We start from the raw sequence: 18,295 nt of genomic DNA, 5'->3' as shown, positions 1-18,295 counted from the left end.
GGAAATTTTATGCCTCGCAAAAGTCATGGACATGGCGTAGGGGCGCGGCGAGAGGGCGCTTTTCGCAGCGTCCGCACCCATGACCAGTCCCGGAGTTCGCACAATGCCCGCCTATCGTTCCCGCACTTCCACCCACGGCCGCAACATGGCGGGCGCGCGTGGCCTCTGGCGCGCGACGGGCATGAAGGACGGGGACTTCGGCAAGCCGATCATCGCCGTGGTGAACTCGTTCACGCAGTTTGTGCCCGGCCACGTCCACCTCAAGGACCTGGGCCAGATGGTTGCGCGCGAGATCGAGGCAGCAGGCGGCGTTGCCAAGGAATTCAACACCATCGCGGTCGATGACGGCATCGCCATGGGCCATGACGGCATGCTCTATTCGCTGCCCAGCCGCGACCTGATCGCGGACAGCGTGGAATACATGGTCAATGCCCATTGCGCCGATGCCATGGTCTGCATCTCCAACTGCGACAAGATCACGCCGGGCATGCTGATGGCCGCCATGCGCATCAACATTCCGGTGGTCTTCGTCTCGGGTGGTCCGATGGAAGCGGGCAAGGTCGTGCTGCGCGGCAAGGAGCAGGCGCTCGATCTGGTCGACGCCATGGTCGCCGCCGCCGACGAGAGCTATACCGACGAGGAAGTCCAGGCGATCGAACGTTCGGCCTGCCCGACTTGCGGTTCCTGCTCGGGCATGTTCACCGCCAATTCGATGAACTGCCTGACCGAGGCCCTGGGCCTCTCGCTGCCGGGCAACGGTTCGACCCTGGCGACGCACTCCGACCGCCAGCGCCTGTTCCTCGAAGCGGGCCGCCTCGTGGTCGATCTCTGCCGCCGTTATTACGAGCAGGAGGACGAGAGCGTCCTGCCGCGTTCGATCGCCAGCTTCGGGGCGTTCGAGAATGCCATGAGCCTCGATATCGCCATGGGCGGTTCGACGAACACCGTGCTCCACCTGCTGGCTGCCGCCGTCGAGGCCGGGGTTGACTTCACGATGGAGGACATTGATCGCCTCAGCCGCAAGGTGCCGTGCCTGTCCAAGGTCGCGCCCGCGAAGAACGACGTCCACATGGAGGACGTTCACCGCGCCGGCGGCATCATGGCGATCCTCGGCCAGCTCGACCGCGCGGGCCTGCTGCATACCGACCTGCCGACCGTCCACGCGCGGACCCTGGGCGATGCGCTGAACCATTGGGACATCTCGCGCACCAATGCGCCTTCGGTGCAGGAATTCTTCAAGGCCGCGCCGGGCGGCGTGCCCACGCAGACCGCGTTCAGCCAGAGCCGCCGCTGGGAAGAACTCGATCTCGACCGCGAGAACGGCGTGATCCGCAGCAAGGAACATGCGTTCAGCCAGGATGGCGGCCTTGCGGTGCTCTACGGCAATATCGCGCTGGACGGCTGCATCGTGAAGACGGCGGGCGTGGATGACAGCATCCTGAAGTTCACTGGCACCGCGCGAGTCTACGAATCGCAGGATGCTGCCGTTGCCGGGATTCTCGGCGGGCAGGTCGGCGCGGGCGACGTCGTGGTCATCCGCTACGAAGGACCGCGCGGCGGGCCGGGCATGCAGGAAATGCTCTACCCGACCAGCTACCTGAAGTCGAAGGGCCTCGGAAAGGCTTGCGCGCTGCTGACCGACGGCCGTTTCTCGGGCGGCACGTCGGGCCTCTCGATCGGCCATGCTTCGCCGGAAGCGGCAGAGGGCGGCGCCATCGGCCTTGTCGAGAACGGCGACACCATCGAGATCGACATCCCCGGCCGCACCATCAACCTGATGGTTTCGGACGAAGTGCTGGCCCATCGCCGCGCCCAGCAGGAGGCACGCGGTGCCGATGCATGGTCGCCGGTCCACCCGCGCCCGCGCAAGGTTTCGGCGGCGCTTCAGGCCTATGCGGCGATGACCACCAGCGCCGCCAAGGGCGCCGTGCGCGACGTTACGCAGCTCAAGCGGCGTTGATTGGGAGGTAGAGGCAGCCGTCGTCCCGGATCAAGTCCGGGACGACGAGGATGTCCCATTTTGGTCTGCCTCGCACATGGCGTTGGCTTGTGGCCCATGGCCCCGGTAACAAGGCACCATGGCCATGAAACTCTGCATCGCTTTGCCCTTCCTTGCCCTGGCGGCTTGCTCGGCAGGCGATAAGGCCCCCGAACAGGCGGAAGGCGGCGAGCGGATCGCCTGTGCCGTTGCCGGTTCGGCGGAGTTGAAGCCGGTCTGCGCGGTGGAGCGGGCGGAAGAGCAGGGGCGGCTCGTGCTGGTGGTCCATCATCCCGATGGCGGCTTCCGGCGCTTCGCGGTCATGACCGACGGTAGCGGCCTGGCGGTTGCGGATGGGGCGCAAGTGGCGGTAACAAGGCTGGACGGTGACCGGCTCGACGTCAGCCTCGGGGCGGACCGCTACTTGTTCCCCGCTACGAGGAAGCCCGATGCGCCCCAGCCAGAGCCCACAGGATAACCAGATTCTCACCGCCGCGCAGATGCGCGAGGCGGAAGCGGAGCTGATCCGGCAAGGATCTTCGGTCGATGCCCTGATGCGGACAGCAGGGCAGGGCGCGGCGGAGTGGATCTGGCGGATCTGCGCCGGGCGCAAGGTCACCGTGCTCTGCGGCCCCGGCAACAACGGCGGCGACGGCTATGTGATTGCCGAGACGATCCGGGCGCGGGGCGGCCATGTCACCGTCGTTGCGGCGAGCGAGCCGCAGACGGATGCGGCCCGGAACGCCCGCGCGCTCTATCACGGCACGGTAACGGGACCCGACGGTGCGGCCGAAGGCGACGTCTTCGTGGATTGCCTTTACGGCAGCGGATTGACCCGCCCCCTCTCGGCTGAAGATTTCGCGCTTCTGAGCAGGCTCGCGGCGGCGCATCATCACCGGGTGGCCGTTGACCTGCCGAGTGGCGTCCAGTCCGATACGGGCATGGTGCTGAATGAGGTCCTGCCGCTCTATGACCTCACGATCGCCTTGGGTGCATGGAAATACGCGCATTTCCTGATGCCTTCCACGGCCAGGATGGGCACCTTGCGGCTGGTGCCGATCGGTGTCGGGCCGGTGGAGAGCGCCGCCATCGCCGTCTCCAGACCGAGGCTTTCGGCGCCTGACGCCGATGCCCACAAGTACCGGCGCGGACTGCTGGCTGTCGTCGGCGGCGTGATGCCCGGCGCGGCGGTTCTCGCCGGACTGGCGGCGCAAGGGGCGGGCGCGGGCTACGTGAAGCTGTTTGCCGAGAGCAAGCGCAACGTTCCGGCTGACCTTGTCGTGGATCAGGGCCCGCTGATCGACGTGCTCACGGATGATCGCAATACGGCCGTGCTGGTGGGGCCGGGGCTGGGACGCGATACGGCGGCGCGCGAGAGGCTGGCGGTGGCGCTGGCCGATGCCGTGCCTGCGGTGGTCGATGCCGATGCGCTCGTCCTGCTCGGTCCGCGCCTGCTGGCCGAGCGCAAGGGGGCGACCGTGGTGACGCCGCACGAAGGCGAGCTTCTCGCGCTGGAGCGGGCTTTCGGATGCGACGGCAGCGGCAGCAAGCCCGAGCGAGCGCTGGCGCTGGCTGCCGCCGGGGGCATGATCGTCGTCGCCAAGGGGCCGGATACCGTGATCGCGGCCCCCGACGGCAGACTGGCCTGCGCGCCGCGCGCCAGTTCGTGGCTTTCCACGGCGGGGACCGGCGATGTGCTGGCCGGATGCATCGCCAGCCGCTTAGCTGCAGGCGCAGATGGATTCGCCGCCGCCTGCGAGGGCGTGTGGCTCCACGGAGAAGCGGCAAGACGCGCGCCGCCTGCCTTCACTGCCGGTCAGCTTGGACAAATGGTCCCGGCTGCGCTAGCGGCCTGCCTGTGACTACCGGAACCGAAGAAATCCTGAGAATCGCCTCCAAGGGCGACGGCATAACCGCGAGCGGCCGCTTCGCCTGGGGCGCGGCGCCGGGCGACCTGCTGCATGAGGACGGCACGCTCGAATGGGGGCCGCACCACATTCAGGCCGCCTGCACCCATTTCGGACGCTGCGGCGGCTGCCAGCTTCAGCAACTGGACGAGGAAAGCCTTACCGCCTTCGTCGAGGGGCGGGTGGCCAATGCTTCGGCCTCGCAGGAGCTTGGGGCCGAGCAGATCGCAGCGCCCCACCTCTCGCCGCCGGGCGCGCGCCGCCGCGTATCGCTGCGCGCGGAAAGTTCGGGCGGGCGCGTGGTCATCGGCTACCGCGAGGCGAAATCGCACCGGCTGGTCGAACTGGAAGAGTGTCCGGTCATGGCGGCTGAACTGTTCGCCGTGCTTGGTCCTCTGCGCAAGCTGCTGATCACCATGGGCAAGGCGGCGCCCGCGAAGAAGGGCGGCCGTCCGGGCAAGCCCGCCAAGCATCAGCAGGCCCGCATGGCGGCCGACATCGAGATGACCCTGACCGACCAGGGCGTCGATCTCGGGGTCAAGGGTCTCACCGCCGAAGGGCTGGCGGCCACTGAAGCGATGCTGGACTTCTCGCGCGAGCACGGGCTTGCGCGCCTGACCATGGACGGCGGCTACGGATTCGAGACGGTGTGGGAGCCGGTTCCGGTCACGGTCACGCTGGGCGGGGTACAAGTGCCTTTCCCGCCGGGCTCGTTCCTTCAGGCCACCGTCGATGGCGAAGAGGCGCTGGTCGAGGCCGCGCGGGAATGGCTGGCAGGCGCGGCGACGGTTGCCGACCTGTTCTCGGGTCTCGGCACGTTCGCGCTTGCCTTGGCCGGGCCGCAGACGCGCGTCTATGCCGCCGAAGCGGCGCGCGATGCGCATTTCGCGTGCAAGGCGGCAGCCGACCGTGCGCAGTTGCCGGTGTTCAGCGCGCACCGCGACTTGTTCCGCAATCCGCTCCAGGCCGACGAACTGAGCAAGTTCCAGGCGGTCGTGCTCGATCCGCCCCGTGCCGGTGCGCGCGAGCAGGTGGACTGCATTGCCGATTCCACCGTGAACCGGGTGGTCTATATCTCGTGCAACCCATCAAGCTGGTCGCGCGACGCGGCGCGTCTGGTGGAGGCCGGTTTCAGGCTGGTGGAACTGCGCCCGATCGGCCAGTTCCGCTGGTCCACCCACGTCGAACTGGCGAGCTACTTCGAGCGCGCCTGACGGGAGGGCGCGGGATCAGCCCGGGCCTTGGGCCTGCGTCATCATGTCCATGAAGTCCCGCGCGGCATTGCGGTCGTCCTCATCCTCGAAGGCCACGTCCAGATCGGGCGAGGCGTTGAAGAGATAGAGCAGGGACCACAAGGCGAAGCGGCGATTGCGGTCTTTCTCCATGCCCAGATCGACGCGCATCCGGTCTATGCCGGTTTCCAGCGTGGCGGGGGCGATGGTCGTAAGGTCGTCGGTGCCGAAATAGCGGCGGAGCTGGTCGTCGAAATCCATGAGCCGGCTTTAGAGGGTGTTGGGAGAATGCCCAAGAGGGCATTTCCCAGCGGCGCCGGCCCAGCTCAGGATCAGTCGGTTTTCCCGGACATTTGCGCGGCAATCAGCTGATAGATCACCAGGGCCCAGACGCTGCCGATCAGGCCGACGAAGAATGTCGACCAGCTAAGGCCCCAGTCGGCATCGAGAAGGTTGTCCGTCAGTGCGGCGAAGGTAATCAGGACGAGCAGCGTCTCCAGCGCGGCAAAGCCCCAGCGCAGGGACGAAACCGAATATGACGCGCGATGGCTTTCCATGATCGCACTCCCGAAGCAGACTTTCTTATCCGCGAAAGATTAGTGCAGTCCGGGAGGGCGATCCAGATATACTTTCAGTTGAAACTGTCCTGGGATGGCGCAAGCAGCACCTTTGCGAAGGCTTCCGCATCGGTATTGCCGCCGGACAGCACCACGGCGGTCCGATCCGTCAGTTCCACTTTTCCGGCCAGCACGGCGGCCAGCGCGGCGGCGCCGCCCGGCTCGATCACGAGGCGCAGCTTTGCGAAGGCCAGGCGCTGAGCTGCGCGGATTTCCGAGGGCGTCGCGATCAGGCCGAACGGGCAGCGGGCCTTCAGGATCTCGAAATTGATCGGCCAGGTCGCGGGGGTCTGGAGCGCGTCGCAGGCAGTCGGCGGGGCGTCCGGCGAGACGCGCCTGATTTCCCCCGCTTCGAGGCTGCGGCAGACATCGTCCCAGCCCTCCGGCTCCACCGGAACGATGGCGGCCTTGGGAAGGGCCAGCGCCAGTCCAGCGGTAAGGCCGCCGCCGCCGCAGGGCGTGACCACGAGGTCGGGCGCGCCGATCCCGCGTTCCTCCATCTGCGCCGCGATTTCCGTGCCGGTGCTGCCCTGGCCCTCGATGATCCACGGGTCGCCATAGGCATGGACCAGCGTGGCGCCACTTTCGCTGCAGAGTCTCCGGGCGACTTCATCGCGATCCTCGCCGCCGGGGCGGTCGTAGAGCACGACTTCTGCGCCCAGCGCGCGGGTATTGGCCAGTTTCACCGCAGGGGCGTCCACCGGCATGACGATCTTGGCGGCAATTCCCAGTCGCCGGGCGGCCCAGGCGACGCCCTGGGCATGGTTGCCGCTGGATACGCCGACGACGCCGCGCGCGCGCTCCGCATCGGTGAGTGCGGTCAGGCGATGCCAGGCGCCGCGAATCTTGAAGGCGCCGACGGGCTGGAGGCTTTCGGCCTTGCACCAGATCGTGCGGCCTTCGACCTCGAGCGGCAGAAGCGGCGTCCTAGGCAGGATCTCCGCGACCTTGCGGGCGGCGACGGCCACGCCTTGGGCGGTGGGGCGATAATCGGAAATCTGGCTCATGCGCAGGGCCATAGAGCATGATCGGCCCATACTGAACCGGGTCGTGCTCCAATTCGCTCCCGAGGTTCAGCGGTAGAGGCGCACCATCTGATAGTAGCCGAGCGGCCCACACTTTACTTCCAGCCGCAGGCCCTGTTCCTCGGCAAGGCGGGCGGCGACCGAGGGCAGGTCGAGCCGGGGACTGACGTGGAATTTCGCCAGCCAGGCTCGCAAGGCGCTGCGCAAGGGGAAGGGGAGGCCGGAGAGGTCGCCGAAATCGACGGCATGGAGCACGCCATCCGGGTTCAGAGCCGCGGCTGCCTGTTTCAGCGCGGCCTGCCAGCCGGGGATCATGGAAAGCGTATAGGACAGCACGACCCGGTCGAAACCTTCGCAGCCGAACAGGGCGTTCGAATCGAACCGCGTTGCGTCGCCTTGTGCAAGCCGTGTGCTCTCGCCAAGCCGCGCCGCGGCGCTCTTGAGCATTTCCGTGGAGATGTCGAAACCGTGGCAGGCCACGCCCGGCCAGGCCGCGGCGATCAGTTCGAGGTTGCGCCCCGTGCCGCAGCCGACCTCCAGCACCGCCATGCCGGGGGCTGCATCGAGGTCCCGGATCAGCCGGTCGCGGCCGAAGAGGTAGTACTTGCGCGTGAAGTCGTAGATGTGGCGCTGGCCGCGATAGACTTTGTCCATCAGTGCGGCATGGTCCTGCGCGGCGGCGGTGCCGGTCATCGCAGGGCCTCAGCGCAGCACGTAGAGGTGGACGCCGCCGTAGATCGACGAACGATCCGCGCGGGTCGCCGCCAGCGATTCCGCCTCGCGATAGTCCCAGCGGGCGAGGATGTCCTCGGGCACGCGGCCGGGGAGCAGGGTCGGTTCGGCAGCGGTTCGGAACAGCACGCGCGAACCGGGGCGGGCGGTGCGGGTGATCTCGCTCCAGAGTTCGGTAAGCTGCGCGTCGCTCATCCAGTCCTGCGCGTCGAGCAGGATGTAGCGGTCCAGCGAGGCTTCCGCGCTTTCCTTGAGAACCTGCGTGAAGTTGGCATGACGCAAGGTGAGGCGGCCCAGGCGCTCGCGCACCTGGGGCACGTTGCCTTCCTGCAGATAGGGCGGCAATGGCGCCTTGGCCTGGCGGCCATAGCCGCGCCCGAAGGCCTGCCAGGCGAAGTAGTTGTCATCCAACGGGAAATGGCAGGCGAGCTTTTCGAGCCTCGCGCGCAGCACGTCGGCCATACGGTTGCCGCCCGCCAGAGCGTCGTACTGCGCGGGCGGAATGCCCAGACCGAACAACGAGGCAGGCTGGTCGGTCAGCCAGCGTACCAGTTTGCGTTCGAAGATCGGGGCGAAGCGTTCGTCGAACACGCGGCGCTGTTCCTCCAGCGTCTCGGCGCCGAGGATCTCGCTGGGGTCGATCTTGTAGAGCTTGGCGAGGACATGGGCGGCGCCGATGAAATGGCCGAGCAGCCCCTGCTTGTAGATGCCCCGCGCGAAACCCTTGATCCGGCGGCGACCGACGAGGTCGCGGCCTTCCCAGTAGCGGCGGGTCGCCTCGTCGAGGTGGGGGGCAAGCCGGTCGCGGTAGGTCGCGACATTGCCGGGCTGGTCGGCCTCGGCGATGAATCGGCGCAAGTCGGCATAGTCGGTGAGGTTGCGGATCGCGGCGATCTTCAGGCGGCCGAGCGCGATATGCGCGGTGTTGAGATCGACGCAAGTGATCGCGGCGGGATCGGCGGTGAGATAGGACAGTGCGTTGCAGCTGCCGCTGGCGATCGTGATGATCCGGCTGTCGGGACCGATCTGGAGCGCCTCCATGTCGGCGACCGGGTCTTCCCAGATCTGCGCATAGACCAGCCCCTTGAAAGCGAGGGCAAAAGCCTTGTCGAGCAGGCGGGCGCCCGCCTTCGTCTCCTGTCGGACGACGGCGCCTTCGATAAGCTTGGAAGCGGGATGGGCATTCGACATGGTTCTGCGGTCCCCCGAGGCCGTATGAAACTTGTGCGGCTCCAATGCCTCTGGCGGGTGACCGGGCGATGACGGGACGATGGCGGATTATGACAGTTGTTGTCGGGTGCGCTCGTCACATCCGTGACGAGCTTGCGGCACCGGCCCACGCCCCCACCCGACCTCCCATTCAGTGTATCCTAGATGGGAGGTCGGGTGGGGGCGTGGGCCGGTGCCGCACAAAAATGGCCGAACGGCCATTTTTGCCGGTCGTGAGACCGGACCAAAATCCTCACAGTTGAGTTGTCACACAGGGCCTCTATATGCGGCAGTTCGCGATTATCGCGTTAAGGAGACAGATTGGTGAGCAAGGTTCTGGTGATCGGCGCAGGCGGCGTCGGTTCTGTCGCGGTCCACAAGATGGCGATGAATCCCGACATCTTCTCGGACATTCACCTCGCCAGCCGCACGGTTTCCAAGTGCGAGGCGATTGCCGAATCGGTCAAGCAGCGCACCGGCGTCTCGATCAGCACTTATGCGATCGACGCCGACGATGTGGCCGCGACCAGCGAACTGATCCGCTCGATCGGCCCCAAGCTCGTCGTCAATCTCGCGCTGCCCTACCAGGACCTCGCGATCATGGACGCGTGCCTGGCGACGGGCGTGAACTACATGGACACCGCGAACTACGAGCCCAAGGACGTGGCCAAGTTCGAGTATCACTGGCAGTGGGCCTACCAGGACAAGTTCAAGGAAGCGGGCCTTACCGCGCTGCTCGGTTCGGGCTTCGATCCGGGCGTCACTTCGGTCTTCGCGATGTGGCTCAAGAAGCACAAGCTCAAGACCATCCGCACGCTCGACATCCTCGACTGCAATGGCGGCGACCACGGCCAGGCCTTCGCGACGAACTTCAACCCGGAAATCAACATCCGCGAAGTCACCGCGCCTGCCCGCCATTGGGAGAACGGCGAATTCGTCGAGACCCCGGCGATGGGCGTGAAGCAGAGCTTCGACTTCGAAGCCGTCGGCCCCAAGAACATGTACATGATGTACCACGAGGAACTGGAAAGCCTCGCGAAGTTCATCCCCGAAATGGAGCGCGCGCGCTTCTGGATGACCTTCGGTGACGAGTACATCAAGCACCTCACCGTGCTGCAGAACGTCGGCATGACCCGCATCGATCCGGTGATCTACAACGGCGTGGAAATCATTCCGCTGCAGTTCCTCAAGGCCGTGCTGCCCGAGCCCAGCTCGCTTGGTTCGACCACCAAGGGCAAGACCAACATCGGCGACATCGCGACCGGCGAAGCGCTGGACGGTTCGGGCGAGAAGACGTTCTACATCAAGAACATCTGCGATCACGAAGATGCCTTTGCCGAAACCGGCAACCAAGCCGTCAGCTACACCACCGGCGTCCCGGCGATGATCGGCGCGGCCATGCTGCTGACCGGCAAGTGGAGCGGTGCGGGCGTGTTCAACATGGAGCAGTTCGATCCCGACCCCTACATGGACATGCTCAACCAGCATGGCCTGCCCTGGACGGTCGAGGAACTCGACGGACCTCTGGCGTTCTGATGCGCAGCTTGCGGACCGTCCTCGTCGCGGCCTTCGGCGCGCTCGCGCTGGTCGGCTGCGCGCCGCAGGACGGTCCGCAGCCTCCCACTCCGCCCGCTGGCGGCGAAAAAGGCCAGGACCAGAGCTACAGCCGCGACATGGCTCCCGCGGATCGCGCAGCCTGCGAGGCTGAAGGCGGCACCGTGCAGCGCCGTGGCAGGCTGGGCATGGAGCAATGCGTCCATGCCTATGCCGATGCGGGCAAGCAATGTACCGATTCCGCCCAGTGCCAGGGCAAATGCGTCGGCAGCGCGGGTGCGGTCTCTCCCGACAAGGCGGCCAGCGGCACCTGCCAGGCCGACGACAGGCTCTACGGCTGCTATGCCGAAGTCAGGAACGGCAAGGCCGTCGCCGCGATCTGCGTCGATTGAGCGGCCATGAACTGGACTTTCGTAGCGCCCGTGGCCATGCTCGCGGGCTCAAATCTCTTCATGAACACGGCCTGGTACCTGCATCTCAAGATGCCGGGCAAGGCGCTGTGGGTGGCGATCGCCATGAGCTGGGGCATCGCCTTCTTCGAATATTGCCTGGCCGTGCCCGCGAACCGCATCGGCAGCCAGGTCTATTCGCTGGGGCAGCTCAAGGTCCTTCAGGAGGCCATGTCGCTGACCGCCTTCGTGCTGGTGGCCTGGGCGCTGTTCGGGCAGAAACCGGGCCTGAACGAGATCGTCGGCTTCGCACTGGTCGGGGCAGGGGCGTGGTTCATCTTCAAGGGGCCGTTCGGCTGACACGTTCTTGAAGCTGGGCTTGGCCGAGGCCATCTGCCAGTGTCATGTGCAAATTCGGCTCCCTTCGCGAGCCATCCGAAAAGGATTGAACGAACATGGAAACCCGCGCCGGCGATCCGGGAGCCTTTGCCCACTTCGACCTGTCGCGCGTCGACAGCCCCAGCTTCGTGGTCGATGCCGCGAAGTTGCGCGACAACCTTCGCATCCTTGCCGACATCGGCGAGCGATCGGGCGCCAAGGTGCTGTCTGCGCTGAAGGCGTTTTCCATGTGGTCCACCGCGCCGATCGTGGGCGAATATCTCGACGGCGTATGCACCTCGGGCCTGTGGGAGGCGCGCCTTGCCAGCGAGTTCTACGACGGCGAGATCGCGACCTATTGCGCCGCCTACAAGGAACAGGACCTCGACGAGATCCTGCGCCTCTCGGATCATGTGATCTTCAATTCGCCGATGCAGATCGAACGCTTCTGGGCGCAGATCGAGGCGGCCCGCGCGCGCGGCGAGGCTTTCGACATCGGCCTGCGCGTCAATCCGATGCATGCAGAAGGCGAAGTGCCCAAGTACGATCCCTGCGCCCCGCACTCGCGGCTTGGCTTCCCGATCAACCAGCTGACCGAAGAGCACGTCGAGATGATCGACGGCATCCACATGCACACCCTGTGCGAGCAGGACTTCGAACCACTGCGCCGCACCTGGGACAAGGCTTTCGATTATCTCGAGCCGTTCTTCGGCCAGTTCAAGTGGATCAACCTGGGCGGCGGGCACCACATCACCCGCGCCGACTATCAGCGCGACGAACTCGTGGAATTCCTGATCGATCTTCAGGAAGACACCGGCGCCGAAGTCTACATCGAACCGGGCGAGGCGGTTGCGCTCGACGCCGGGATCCTCGTCGGTTCGGTGCTCGACACGTCGTTCAACGGCATGCCGGTGGCGATCGTGGACGTTTCGGCGACCTGCCACATGCCCGACGTGATCGAGGCGCCCTATCGCCCGGCCATGCTGGGTGAAAAGGAGGAAGGCGAAGGCGAACCCGTGCGTCTTGGCGGGCCGTCCTGCCTCGCGGGGGATGTCATCGGCGATTACATCCTGCCGGTGGATGCCGAACCGGGCGCGCGCTTCGCGTTTCTCGACCAAGCGCATTACTCGATGGTCAAGACCACGACCTTCAACGGCGTGCCGCTGCCGTCGATCTGGCTGTGGGATTCGGAAACCGACTCGCTCGAATGCATTCGCCGCTTCGATTACGAGGATTTCCGCGGCCGCCTGAGCTGATCGGCGCGCCGGATTCGATGGGGCAAACGGCGCGTGACGGCTCGATACGTCCCGCGATTGCCCCATTCGGTCCCTTCAGGGTCGAATCGCACGAAACGGCAGGGCGCCGCCGCGCATTGTAACCGTGAAAACCGTGTCGCCCGTGGTGATTGCGTTTCACCGGGCGGCAGTAGGTCGTGCGGATCAAGATATTGGAATATCTTGGTAAAATTGAACGGAGAGACAGCATGAGCCTTCAAGCGATCTCCCTTTGTGACGTTTCTGTGAAACAGGCCTTTTTTCACTTGCGATTCAGCTTGGGGGTCCTATATCCCGCCCCTCGCTGCCCCATGGGGACTTCCAAACCGCAAGGCAGCTTTTGTCTTTAACAATTCCGTTTGGGGGTCCCTTGAGTTGCTCGAATTTCTTGACGCACCGGCCGTAGCGCGCGCAATCGCGCCCGACGAACCCGTTATCCTGAACCGCCCGCACGCTGCTGCGCGCGCCGCCCGTTTCTTCGCCACGAAGTTTCCGGGCAAGGCGCTCTATGCCGTGAAGGCGAATCCCTCGCCGGATCTCATCAAGATCCTCTGGGCGAACGGCATCACCCATTACGACGTCGCCTCGATCGGCGAAGTCCGCATGGTCCGCGCCGCTCTGCCCGACGCGACCCTGTGCTTCATGCACCCGGTCAAGACGGCCAGCGCGATCCGCGAAGCCTATTTCGAACACGGCGTGCGCACCTTCAGCCTCGACACCATCGAGGAAGTCGAGAAGATCCTCGATGCCACCACCGATACCGAAGGCAACCGCGCCACGGACCTGCGCCTCTGCGTGCGTCTGCGCGTTTCTTCCGAATATTCGGAGTTGAGCCTGGCCTCGAAGTTCGGCGTGGATCTGGCAGATGCGGGCGAACTGCTCCAGGCCACCCGTCAGGTGGCGGACTGGCTGGGCGTGTGCTTCCATGTCGGTTCGCAGGCGATGACGCCTTTCGCCTATGTCCAGGCGCTGGAGCGTGCCCGCGCGGCGATCGCCGATGCCGGTGTCGTCATCGACATGATCGACGTTGGCGGCGGTTTCCCCTCGGTCTATCCGGGCATGGAACCTCCGCCGCTGGAAGATTACTTCCAGGTGATCCACCGTCACTTCGAAGCCCTGCCGATCGCCTATAACGCCGAACTGTGGTGCGAGCCCGGTCGTGCGCTGTCGGCCGAGTACAGCTCGATGATCGTCAAGGTCGAGAAGCGTCGCGGCGACGAACTCTACATCAACGAGGGTGCCTATGGCGCACTCTACGATGCGGCGCACGTGGCCTGGCGTTTCCCGGTGAAGTGCATCTCGCGCGAGATGGCGGTCGGCGGCGAGCGTTCCGAAGAGCTTCAGGGCTTCTCGTTCTACGGCCCGACTTGCGACGATGCCGACTTCATGGAAGGCCCGTTCATGCTTCCCGCCGACATCAAGGCGGGCGACTGGATCGAAGTGGGCATGCTCGGTGCCTATGGTGCGGCGATGCGCACGGCCTTCAACGGCTTCGGTACCGGCGAAGTGCTGAACGTCTCGGACGAGCCGATGGCGAGCCTCTACACCGGCGAGCGCAAGGACCCGCGCGTGTCGGACAACGTGGTTTCGCTGCGCTGATCTGATCGAAGCGATTATAAAAAGGCCCGCTGGAACTTCGGTTCCGGCGGGCTTTTTCGTATTCGAAACCGTCGTCCCGGACTTGATCCGGGACGACGCGATCAGCCTCAGGCCTGGACGAAGAGGTCCTTGTAGACGCGCGGCTGGCAGCGCAGGAACTGCGGCGCGGCCTTGACCGTCGCGCCCAGCGCGGCGGCGGCGTGCCAGGGCCAGCGGGGATCGTAGAGCACGGTGCGGGCAAGGCCGATCATGTCTGCCTCGCCGGTGGCGACGATCGCCTCGGCCTGTTCGGGCTCGGTGATGAGGCCCACGGCGATCACCGGCATCGATACGGCTTCCTTGACCTTGCGGGCGAGCGGAACCTGGTAGTTCGGGCCGACGGGGATCTTCTGCCCGGCGTCCAGTCCGCCGCTGGAGACGTGATAGGCCGCGCAGCCGCGTGCCTCCAGTGCCTTGGCGAAGGCCACGGTCTGCTCGATGTCCCAGCCGCCCTCGACCCAGTCGGTGCCCGAGACGCGCATCGTCACCGGCTTGTCGGCAGGGAAAGCCGCGCGCACGGCGTCGTAGACTTCCAGCGGGAAGCGCATGCGGTTTTCGAGGCTGCCGCCATATTCGTCCTCGCGCCGGTTGGAGAGCGGGGAGAGGAACTGGTGGAGCAGGTAGCCGTGGGCGCCGTGGATCTGGACGGCGTCGATGCCGAGCCGGGCTGCGCGGCGGGCGGCATCGGCGAAAGCATCGCGAATGCGGTCGAGACCGGCCTTGTCGAGCGCCTGGGGCGCGTTCTCATGGGCAAGGAAGGGCAAGGCGGAGGCGGATACCGTCTGCCAGCCATTCTCTGCGTAGGGTGCGATCTGTCCGCCGCCGTCCCAGGGCTTGGCGGTGCTGGCCTTGCGTCCTGCGTGGCCAAGCTGGATGGCGATAGGCATGTCCGACCAGCGGCGCACCGATTCCAGCACTTTGCCCATGGCGGTTTCGGTCTCATCGTCCCAGAGGCCGACGTCGGCGTAGGAAATGCGGCCTTCGGGAGCGACGGCAGTGGCCTCGATGGTGAGGATGCCCGCGCCGGATTGGGCGAGATTGCCGAGGTGCATGGCATGCCAGTCGGTCATCCGCCCGTCTTCCGCCGAATACTGGCACATCGGGGCGATGACGATGCGATTGGCAAGGGTGAGGTTGCCGATGGTGATCGGCTCGAACAGCTTGGCCATGGAAGTCCTTTTGATCGTTGTCGCGGGGGAGGGGAGGCGACCGGGTGAACGTGGGGACGGCACGGCAAATGAAAAGGGCTCCACCGCCTTGGCGGGGAGCCCTTTTCGAAAGAATTTTTTGCGCCCGCGAAATGCTCGGACGCAAAAGACTCAGGCGGCGAGGCGCATTTCCAGCCGTTCCCAGATCTCGACGAGCGCTTCGGTGAGATTGCGCATCATCGCCTCGGTATGGGCCGGCCCCGGGGTGAAGCGCAGGCGTTCGGTGCCGCGCGGTACGGTGGGGAAATTGATCGGCTGCACATAGGCACCGTATTCGGCGAGCAGGATGTCGCTGATCTTCTTGGCCCTGACCGGATCGCCAACCATCAGCGGCACGATGTGCGTGGTCGAATCCATCACCGGCAGGCCCGCATCGCGGAACATCTGCTTCATCATCGCGGCAGAGCGCTGCTGGCCCTCGCGCTCGGCGCTGGAGCTCTTGAGGTGCTTCACCGAAGCGAGCACGCCTGCCACCAGCACCGGCGACAGCGAGGTGGTGAAGATGAAGCCGGGCGCATAGGAGCGGATGCAGTCGATGATCTTCTGGTCGGCGGCGATATAGCCGCCCATCACGCCGAAAGCCTTGCCCAGCGTGCCCTCGATGATGTCGATGCGGTGCGCGGCCTCGTCACGGTCGGTAATGCCGCCGCCGCGCGGGCCGTACATGCCCACGGCGTGGACTTCGTCGATATAGGTGAGGGCGTTGTACTTTTCGGCAAGGTCGCAGATCGCGTGGATCGGGGCGACGTCTCCATCCATCGAATAGACGGATTCGAAGGCGACCAGCTTGGGCAGGGCGGGATCGGTCTGGGCCAGCAGTTCCTCGAGATGTTCGAGGTCGTTGTGGCGCCATACCCGCTTCTCGCAGCCCGAATTGCGGATGCCCGCGATCATCGAGGCGTGGTTCAACTCGTCCGAGAAGATCACGCAGCCCGGCAGCAGCTTGGCGAGAGTGGAAAGCGTGGCGTCGTTCGAGACGTAGCCCGAAGTGAACAGCAACGCGCCTTCCTTGCCGTGCAGGTCGGCAAGCTCGCTTTCGAGTTCGATGTGGTAGTGGGTATTGCCGCCGATATTGCGCGTGCCGCCGGAACCGGCGCCGACGTCGTGCAGCGCCTCTTCCATGGCTTCGATCACCTTGGGGTGCTGGCCCATGGCAAGATAGTCGTTGGAACACCACACGGTGATCGGCTTGGGGCCGTTGTGGCCCGCGAAGCAGCGGGCGTTCGGATAGGCGCCCTTGTTGCGCAGGATGTCGATGAAGACGCGGTAGCGGCCTTCCGAGTGGAGGCGCTCGATCGCCTGATCGAAAATGTGTTCGTAGTTCACCTGGGCACTTCCTGCGTTCGCCTTTGGGGGACTGTCTGTCCTTGGGCTGTTACCCGTTGCTGCGGGCAAATACATGATCACCGGGGACATGACCAGTCGCTTGTCCTGCGGACTGTGATCGATCTTTTGCAAATCCGCTTGCAATGCCCGGCACATCGCGGGGTTCGTGACCTGCGACGATGATCATCGTCGGGGCGGCGCGTTTCAGCGCCTTGATGGTCTTCAGCCAGGATACCGTCAGGCGGCGCTCGTCCGCCTTGGCAAGCGTGGCGAAAGTGCGGGCGGGTGGGCGGGCGTCCAGCCAGTTGGCGTCCACCGTGGCGACGTCTCCGGTGAACAGGAACTCGCGGCCGTCCGCGAGCCGCGTGTAGACCATCATCGCCCGGTCCGGCATGCCTTCCAGCGGGATCGCGACGATGCCCGGCGCCACCGCGCGCGGTTCGCCGCCGCCAAGGTCGGGCAGGGCGGCGGCTAGCGGCGAGGTCAGCGCGGTATTGCCGCGGTGGAGCGGGCGGTCCAGCAGCAGGAGTTTCAGCGCGGCGCCTTGCGCGCTCCGGTCCACGCGTTGCTGCGCGGCGAAATCGAAGTCATGGAGATCGCGTTCGCGCGCTTCCGCCGGGGTGGTTCCGGCATCGATCAGGATCGGCGGATGTCCGGGAACGACCAGTTCGAAGGCGCGGACGGCCAGGCGGATCGGGCGAAGGCCGCTACCGGCGGCGATCCGGTTGTAGAGTACCGAACGATAGCCCAGAACTTCCTGGCGCAGTTCGTGGGGGGCTTCCCCCGGAATGCTCCCGGCCAGTTCGCGCAGGCGCGACATCGTGAGCGGCAGGGGCTTTGCGCCGGGCGCGCTGCTGTCGAACTGGAACCAGTAGAGCGGTACGCCGACGAGCAGCAACAGAATGAGAAGAAGCAGATTGAATCGTGGTGTCAAAACCTTCCGCCTTCAGGCAACCCGTAACGCGCCAGCGCTTCGCCGTACGCCCCGGGGAATTCTCCCGGTCCGGTGAATAGCGCGCGGTCGGGCTGCTGGCGAGCGTATTCCTGCCCCTCGGTAAGATGGGCGATGCGCCGGGCGATGCCCTCGGCGCCGTGGACGAAGCGCACGCCGGGTCCGAAGGCCTCTGCCAGTTCGTCCTCGAGCAGCGGGAAGTGGGTGCAGGCGAGGACGACCGTGTCGATATTCTCGCCGCCCGGCATGGCCCGCAGCGCCTCGGCCGCGCGGATCACGGCGGCGGGATCGACCCGCTCGCCGCGCAGCTTGGCCTCTGCGGCTTCTACCAGGCCCGGCCCGCCATAGCGGAGCAGGCGCTTGTCGCCTGCGAATTCGTGCTCCAGGCGGTCGACATAGGCCTGCCGGATCGTTGCCTGGGTGCCGAGCAGGCCGATGACGCCGCTGCGCGTCATGGCGGCGGCGGGCTTGATGGCAGGAACGGTGCCGACCACGGGCACTTCCAGCACTTCGCGCACCATGCCCAGCGCGATCGTGGAGGCGGTATTGCAGGCGATGCAGACGAGGCGCGGGGCGAAGCGTTCGGTCATGCGGCCGAGCAGCCCGGCGACGCGGGCCGTCACTTGCGCCTCGGTCTTGGTGCCATAGGGCAGTCCGGCCATGTCGGCGGCATAGATCACCGGCGCCTGCGGCAGAACCTTGCGCAGTTCGCCCAGGACGGTGAGGCCGCCCACGCCCGAATCGAAAAGCAGGATCGGCGCCGAAGGATCGACCGGAGCCGTGGAAAAGGGCGCTTGGGGGAGTGGGGAGGACATCGCTTTTTCCTGGATCTTGCGCCCTGTTAACCAGTCGGAGCAGCAAAGGGCAATATTCAAA

The 18,295-nt window shown here is 65.8% G+C and carries 18 protein-coding genes; 9 read left to right on the top strand and 9 right to left on the bottom strand.

The annotated features are described in order from the left end of the window. The first annotated feature begins 103 nt into the window (after positions 1-103). The 4 genes from ilvD (at position 104) to NTCA1_RS21790 (ending at position 5,099) form a co-directional block, all read left to right on the top strand. On the top strand, positions 104-1,960 hold the full coding sequence (gene ilvD / locus NTCA1_RS21805; RefSeq protein WP_159831828.1) for a dihydroxy-acid dehydratase: 1,857 nt from the start codon (positions 104-106) through the stop codon (positions 1,958-1,960). A gap of 124 nt (positions 1,961-2,084) precedes the next feature. Then, positions 2,085-2,456, top strand: coding sequence for a hypothetical protein (locus NTCA1_RS21800; protein WP_236549515.1), 372 nt, complete (start codon positions 2,085-2,087; stop codon positions 2,454-2,456). After that, positions 2,428-3,840, top strand: a complete 1,413-nt coding sequence (locus NTCA1_RS21795) for an NAD(P)H-hydrate epimerase (protein ID WP_159831826.1) — start codon at positions 2,428-2,430, stop codon at positions 3,838-3,840. The genes NTCA1_RS21800 and NTCA1_RS21795 overlap by 29 nt, the downstream gene beginning before the upstream one ends. After that, positions 3,837-5,099 carry a class I SAM-dependent RNA methyltransferase gene (locus NTCA1_RS21790; RefSeq protein ID WP_236549514.1) on the top strand — a complete coding sequence of 421 codons (1,263 nt, stop codon included), beginning with the start codon at positions 3,837-3,839 and terminating at the stop codon, positions 5,097-5,099. Before NTCA1_RS21795 ends, NTCA1_RS21790 begins: the two co-directional genes overlap by 4 nt. A 15-nt stretch (positions 5,100-5,114) precedes the next feature. Here the strand turns inward: NTCA1_RS21790 and NTCA1_RS21785 are convergent, their stop codons facing one another. From NTCA1_RS21785 to NTCA1_RS21765, 5 genes are all read right to left on the bottom strand, one after another. Next, positions 5,115-5,378: a hypothetical protein gene (locus NTCA1_RS21785; protein ID WP_159831824.1), complete on the bottom strand. Its 264-nt coding sequence runs from the start codon at positions 5,376-5,378 to the stop codon at positions 5,115-5,117. A 71-nt stretch (positions 5,379-5,449) separates the two neighbouring features. Further along, positions 5,450-5,674 (bottom strand): hypothetical protein, encoded by a 225-nt coding sequence (locus tag NTCA1_RS21780; RefSeq protein ID WP_159831823.1) that lies wholly within the window; start codon positions 5,672-5,674, stop codon positions 5,450-5,452. A gap of 74 nt (positions 5,675-5,748) precedes the next feature. Then, the gene (locus NTCA1_RS21775) at positions 5,749-6,741 is read right to left on the bottom strand and encodes a threonine/serine dehydratase (protein ID WP_201282564.1); all 993 of its coding nucleotides are present in this window, start codon (positions 6,739-6,741) and stop codon (positions 5,749-5,751) included. Between the two features lie 66 nt (positions 6,742-6,807). Further along, on the bottom strand, positions 6,808-7,452 hold the full coding sequence (locus NTCA1_RS21770) for a class I SAM-dependent methyltransferase (RefSeq protein ID WP_159831821.1): 645 nt from the start codon (positions 7,450-7,452) through the stop codon (positions 6,808-6,810). A 9-nt stretch (positions 7,453-7,461) separates the two neighbouring features. Continuing rightward, entirely contained in the window at positions 7,462-8,682 is a 1,221-nt protein-coding gene (locus NTCA1_RS21765; protein ID WP_086492729.1) for a DUF3419 family protein, read from the bottom strand. A 342-nt stretch (positions 8,683-9,024) separates the two neighbouring features. On the opposite strand from NTCA1_RS21765, the gene NTCA1_RS21760 reads away from it, so the two are divergent. From NTCA1_RS21760 to NTCA1_RS21740, 5 genes are all read left to right on the top strand, one after another. Beyond that, positions 9,025-10,236, top strand: coding sequence for a saccharopine dehydrogenase family protein (locus NTCA1_RS21760; RefSeq protein WP_086492730.1), 1,212 nt, complete (start codon positions 9,025-9,027; stop codon positions 10,234-10,236). Beyond that, positions 10,236-10,646, top strand: a complete 411-nt coding sequence (locus NTCA1_RS21755) for a hypothetical protein (protein ID WP_086492731.1) — start codon at positions 10,236-10,238, stop codon at positions 10,644-10,646. The genes NTCA1_RS21760 and NTCA1_RS21755 overlap by 1 nt, the downstream gene beginning before the upstream one ends. A gap of 6 nt (positions 10,647-10,652) precedes the next feature. Next, entirely contained in the window at positions 10,653-11,003 is a 351-nt protein-coding gene (locus tag NTCA1_RS21750) for a DMT family protein (protein WP_086492732.1), read from the top strand. Between the two features lie 95 nt (positions 11,004-11,098). After that, the gene (locus NTCA1_RS21745) at positions 11,099-12,277 is read left to right on the top strand and encodes a carboxynorspermidine decarboxylase (RefSeq protein ID WP_133083814.1); all 1,179 of its coding nucleotides are present in this window, start codon (positions 11,099-11,101) and stop codon (positions 12,275-12,277) included. A 393-nt stretch (positions 12,278-12,670) separates the two neighbouring features. Continuing rightward, positions 12,671-13,894, top strand: a complete 1,224-nt coding sequence (locus NTCA1_RS21740; RefSeq protein ID WP_086492734.1) for a type III PLP-dependent enzyme — start codon at positions 12,671-12,673, stop codon at positions 13,892-13,894. A gap of 107 nt (positions 13,895-14,001) precedes the next feature. On the opposite strand, the gene NTCA1_RS21735 is transcribed toward NTCA1_RS21740, so the two are convergent. The 4 genes from NTCA1_RS21735 to murI form a co-directional block, all read right to left on the bottom strand. Then, positions 14,002-15,102: an NADH:flavin oxidoreductase/NADH oxidase gene (locus NTCA1_RS21735; protein WP_159831820.1), complete on the bottom strand. Its 1,101-nt coding sequence runs from the start codon at positions 15,100-15,102 to the stop codon at positions 14,002-14,004. Between the two features lie 150 nt (positions 15,103-15,252). Beyond that, the gene (gene hemA, locus NTCA1_RS21730; protein ID WP_086492736.1) at positions 15,253-16,467 is read right to left on the bottom strand and encodes a 5-aminolevulinate synthase; all 1,215 of its coding nucleotides are present in this window, start codon (positions 16,465-16,467) and stop codon (positions 15,253-15,255) included. 49 nt (positions 16,468-16,516) lie between these two features. Next, entirely contained in the window at positions 16,517-17,401 is an 885-nt protein-coding gene (locus tag NTCA1_RS21725; protein WP_201282563.1) for a hypothetical protein, read from the bottom strand. After that, a complete protein-coding gene (gene murI / locus NTCA1_RS21720; protein ID WP_159831819.1) occupies positions 17,398-18,234 on the bottom strand; it encodes a glutamate racemase in 837 nt (278 codons plus the stop codon). Before murI ends, NTCA1_RS21725 begins: the two co-directional genes overlap by 4 nt. Between the last annotated feature and the right edge of the window lie 61 nt (positions 18,235-18,295).

Source organism: Novosphingobium sp. TCA1, from assembly GCF_009811895.1.
Classification (GTDB): Bacteria; Pseudomonadota; Alphaproteobacteria; order Sphingomonadales; family Sphingomonadaceae; genus Novosphingobium; species Novosphingobium panipatense_A.
This window is presented reverse-complemented; position numbering and strand designations above follow the sequence as displayed.

Coding starts and splice junctions, on each gene's coding strand:
- ilvD (WP_159831828.1), top strand. CDS start 104: ATGCCCGCCTATCGTTCCCGCACTTCCACCCACGGCCGCAACATGGCG.
- NTCA1_RS21800 (WP_236549515.1), top strand. CDS start 2,085: ATGAAACTCTGCATCGCTTTGCCCTTCCTTGCCCTGGCGGCTTGCTCG.
- NTCA1_RS21795 (WP_159831826.1), top strand. CDS start 2,428: ATGCGCCCCAGCCAGAGCCCACAGGATAACCAGATTCTCACCGCCGCG.
- NTCA1_RS21785 (WP_159831824.1), bottom strand. CDS start 5,378: ATGGATTTCGACGACCAGCTCCGCCGCTATTTCGGCACCGACGACCTT.
- NTCA1_RS21780 (WP_159831823.1), bottom strand. CDS start 5,674: ATGGAAAGCCATCGCGCGTCATATTCGGTTTCGTCCCTGCGCTGGGGC.
- NTCA1_RS21775 (WP_201282564.1), bottom strand. CDS start 6,741: ATGAGCCAGATTTCCGATTATCGCCCCACCGCCCAAGGCGTGGCCGTC.
- NTCA1_RS21770 (WP_159831821.1), bottom strand. CDS start 7,452: ATGACCGGCACCGCCGCCGCGCAGGACCATGCCGCACTGATGGACAAA.
- NTCA1_RS21765 (WP_086492729.1), bottom strand. CDS start 8,682: ATGTCGAATGCCCATCCCGCTTCCAAGCTTATCGAAGGCGCCGTCGTC.
- NTCA1_RS21755 (WP_086492731.1), top strand. CDS start 10,236: ATGCGCAGCTTGCGGACCGTCCTCGTCGCGGCCTTCGGCGCGCTCGCG.
- NTCA1_RS21750 (WP_086492732.1), top strand. CDS start 10,653: ATGAACTGGACTTTCGTAGCGCCCGTGGCCATGCTCGCGGGCTCAAAT.
- NTCA1_RS21745 (WP_133083814.1), top strand. CDS start 11,099: ATGGAAACCCGCGCCGGCGATCCGGGAGCCTTTGCCCACTTCGACCTG.
- NTCA1_RS21735 (WP_159831820.1), bottom strand. CDS start 15,102: ATGGCCAAGCTGTTCGAGCCGATCACCATCGGCAACCTCACCCTTGCC.
- murI (WP_159831819.1), bottom strand. CDS start 18,234: ATGTCCTCCCCACTCCCCCAAGCGCCCTTTTCCACGGCTCCGGTCGAT.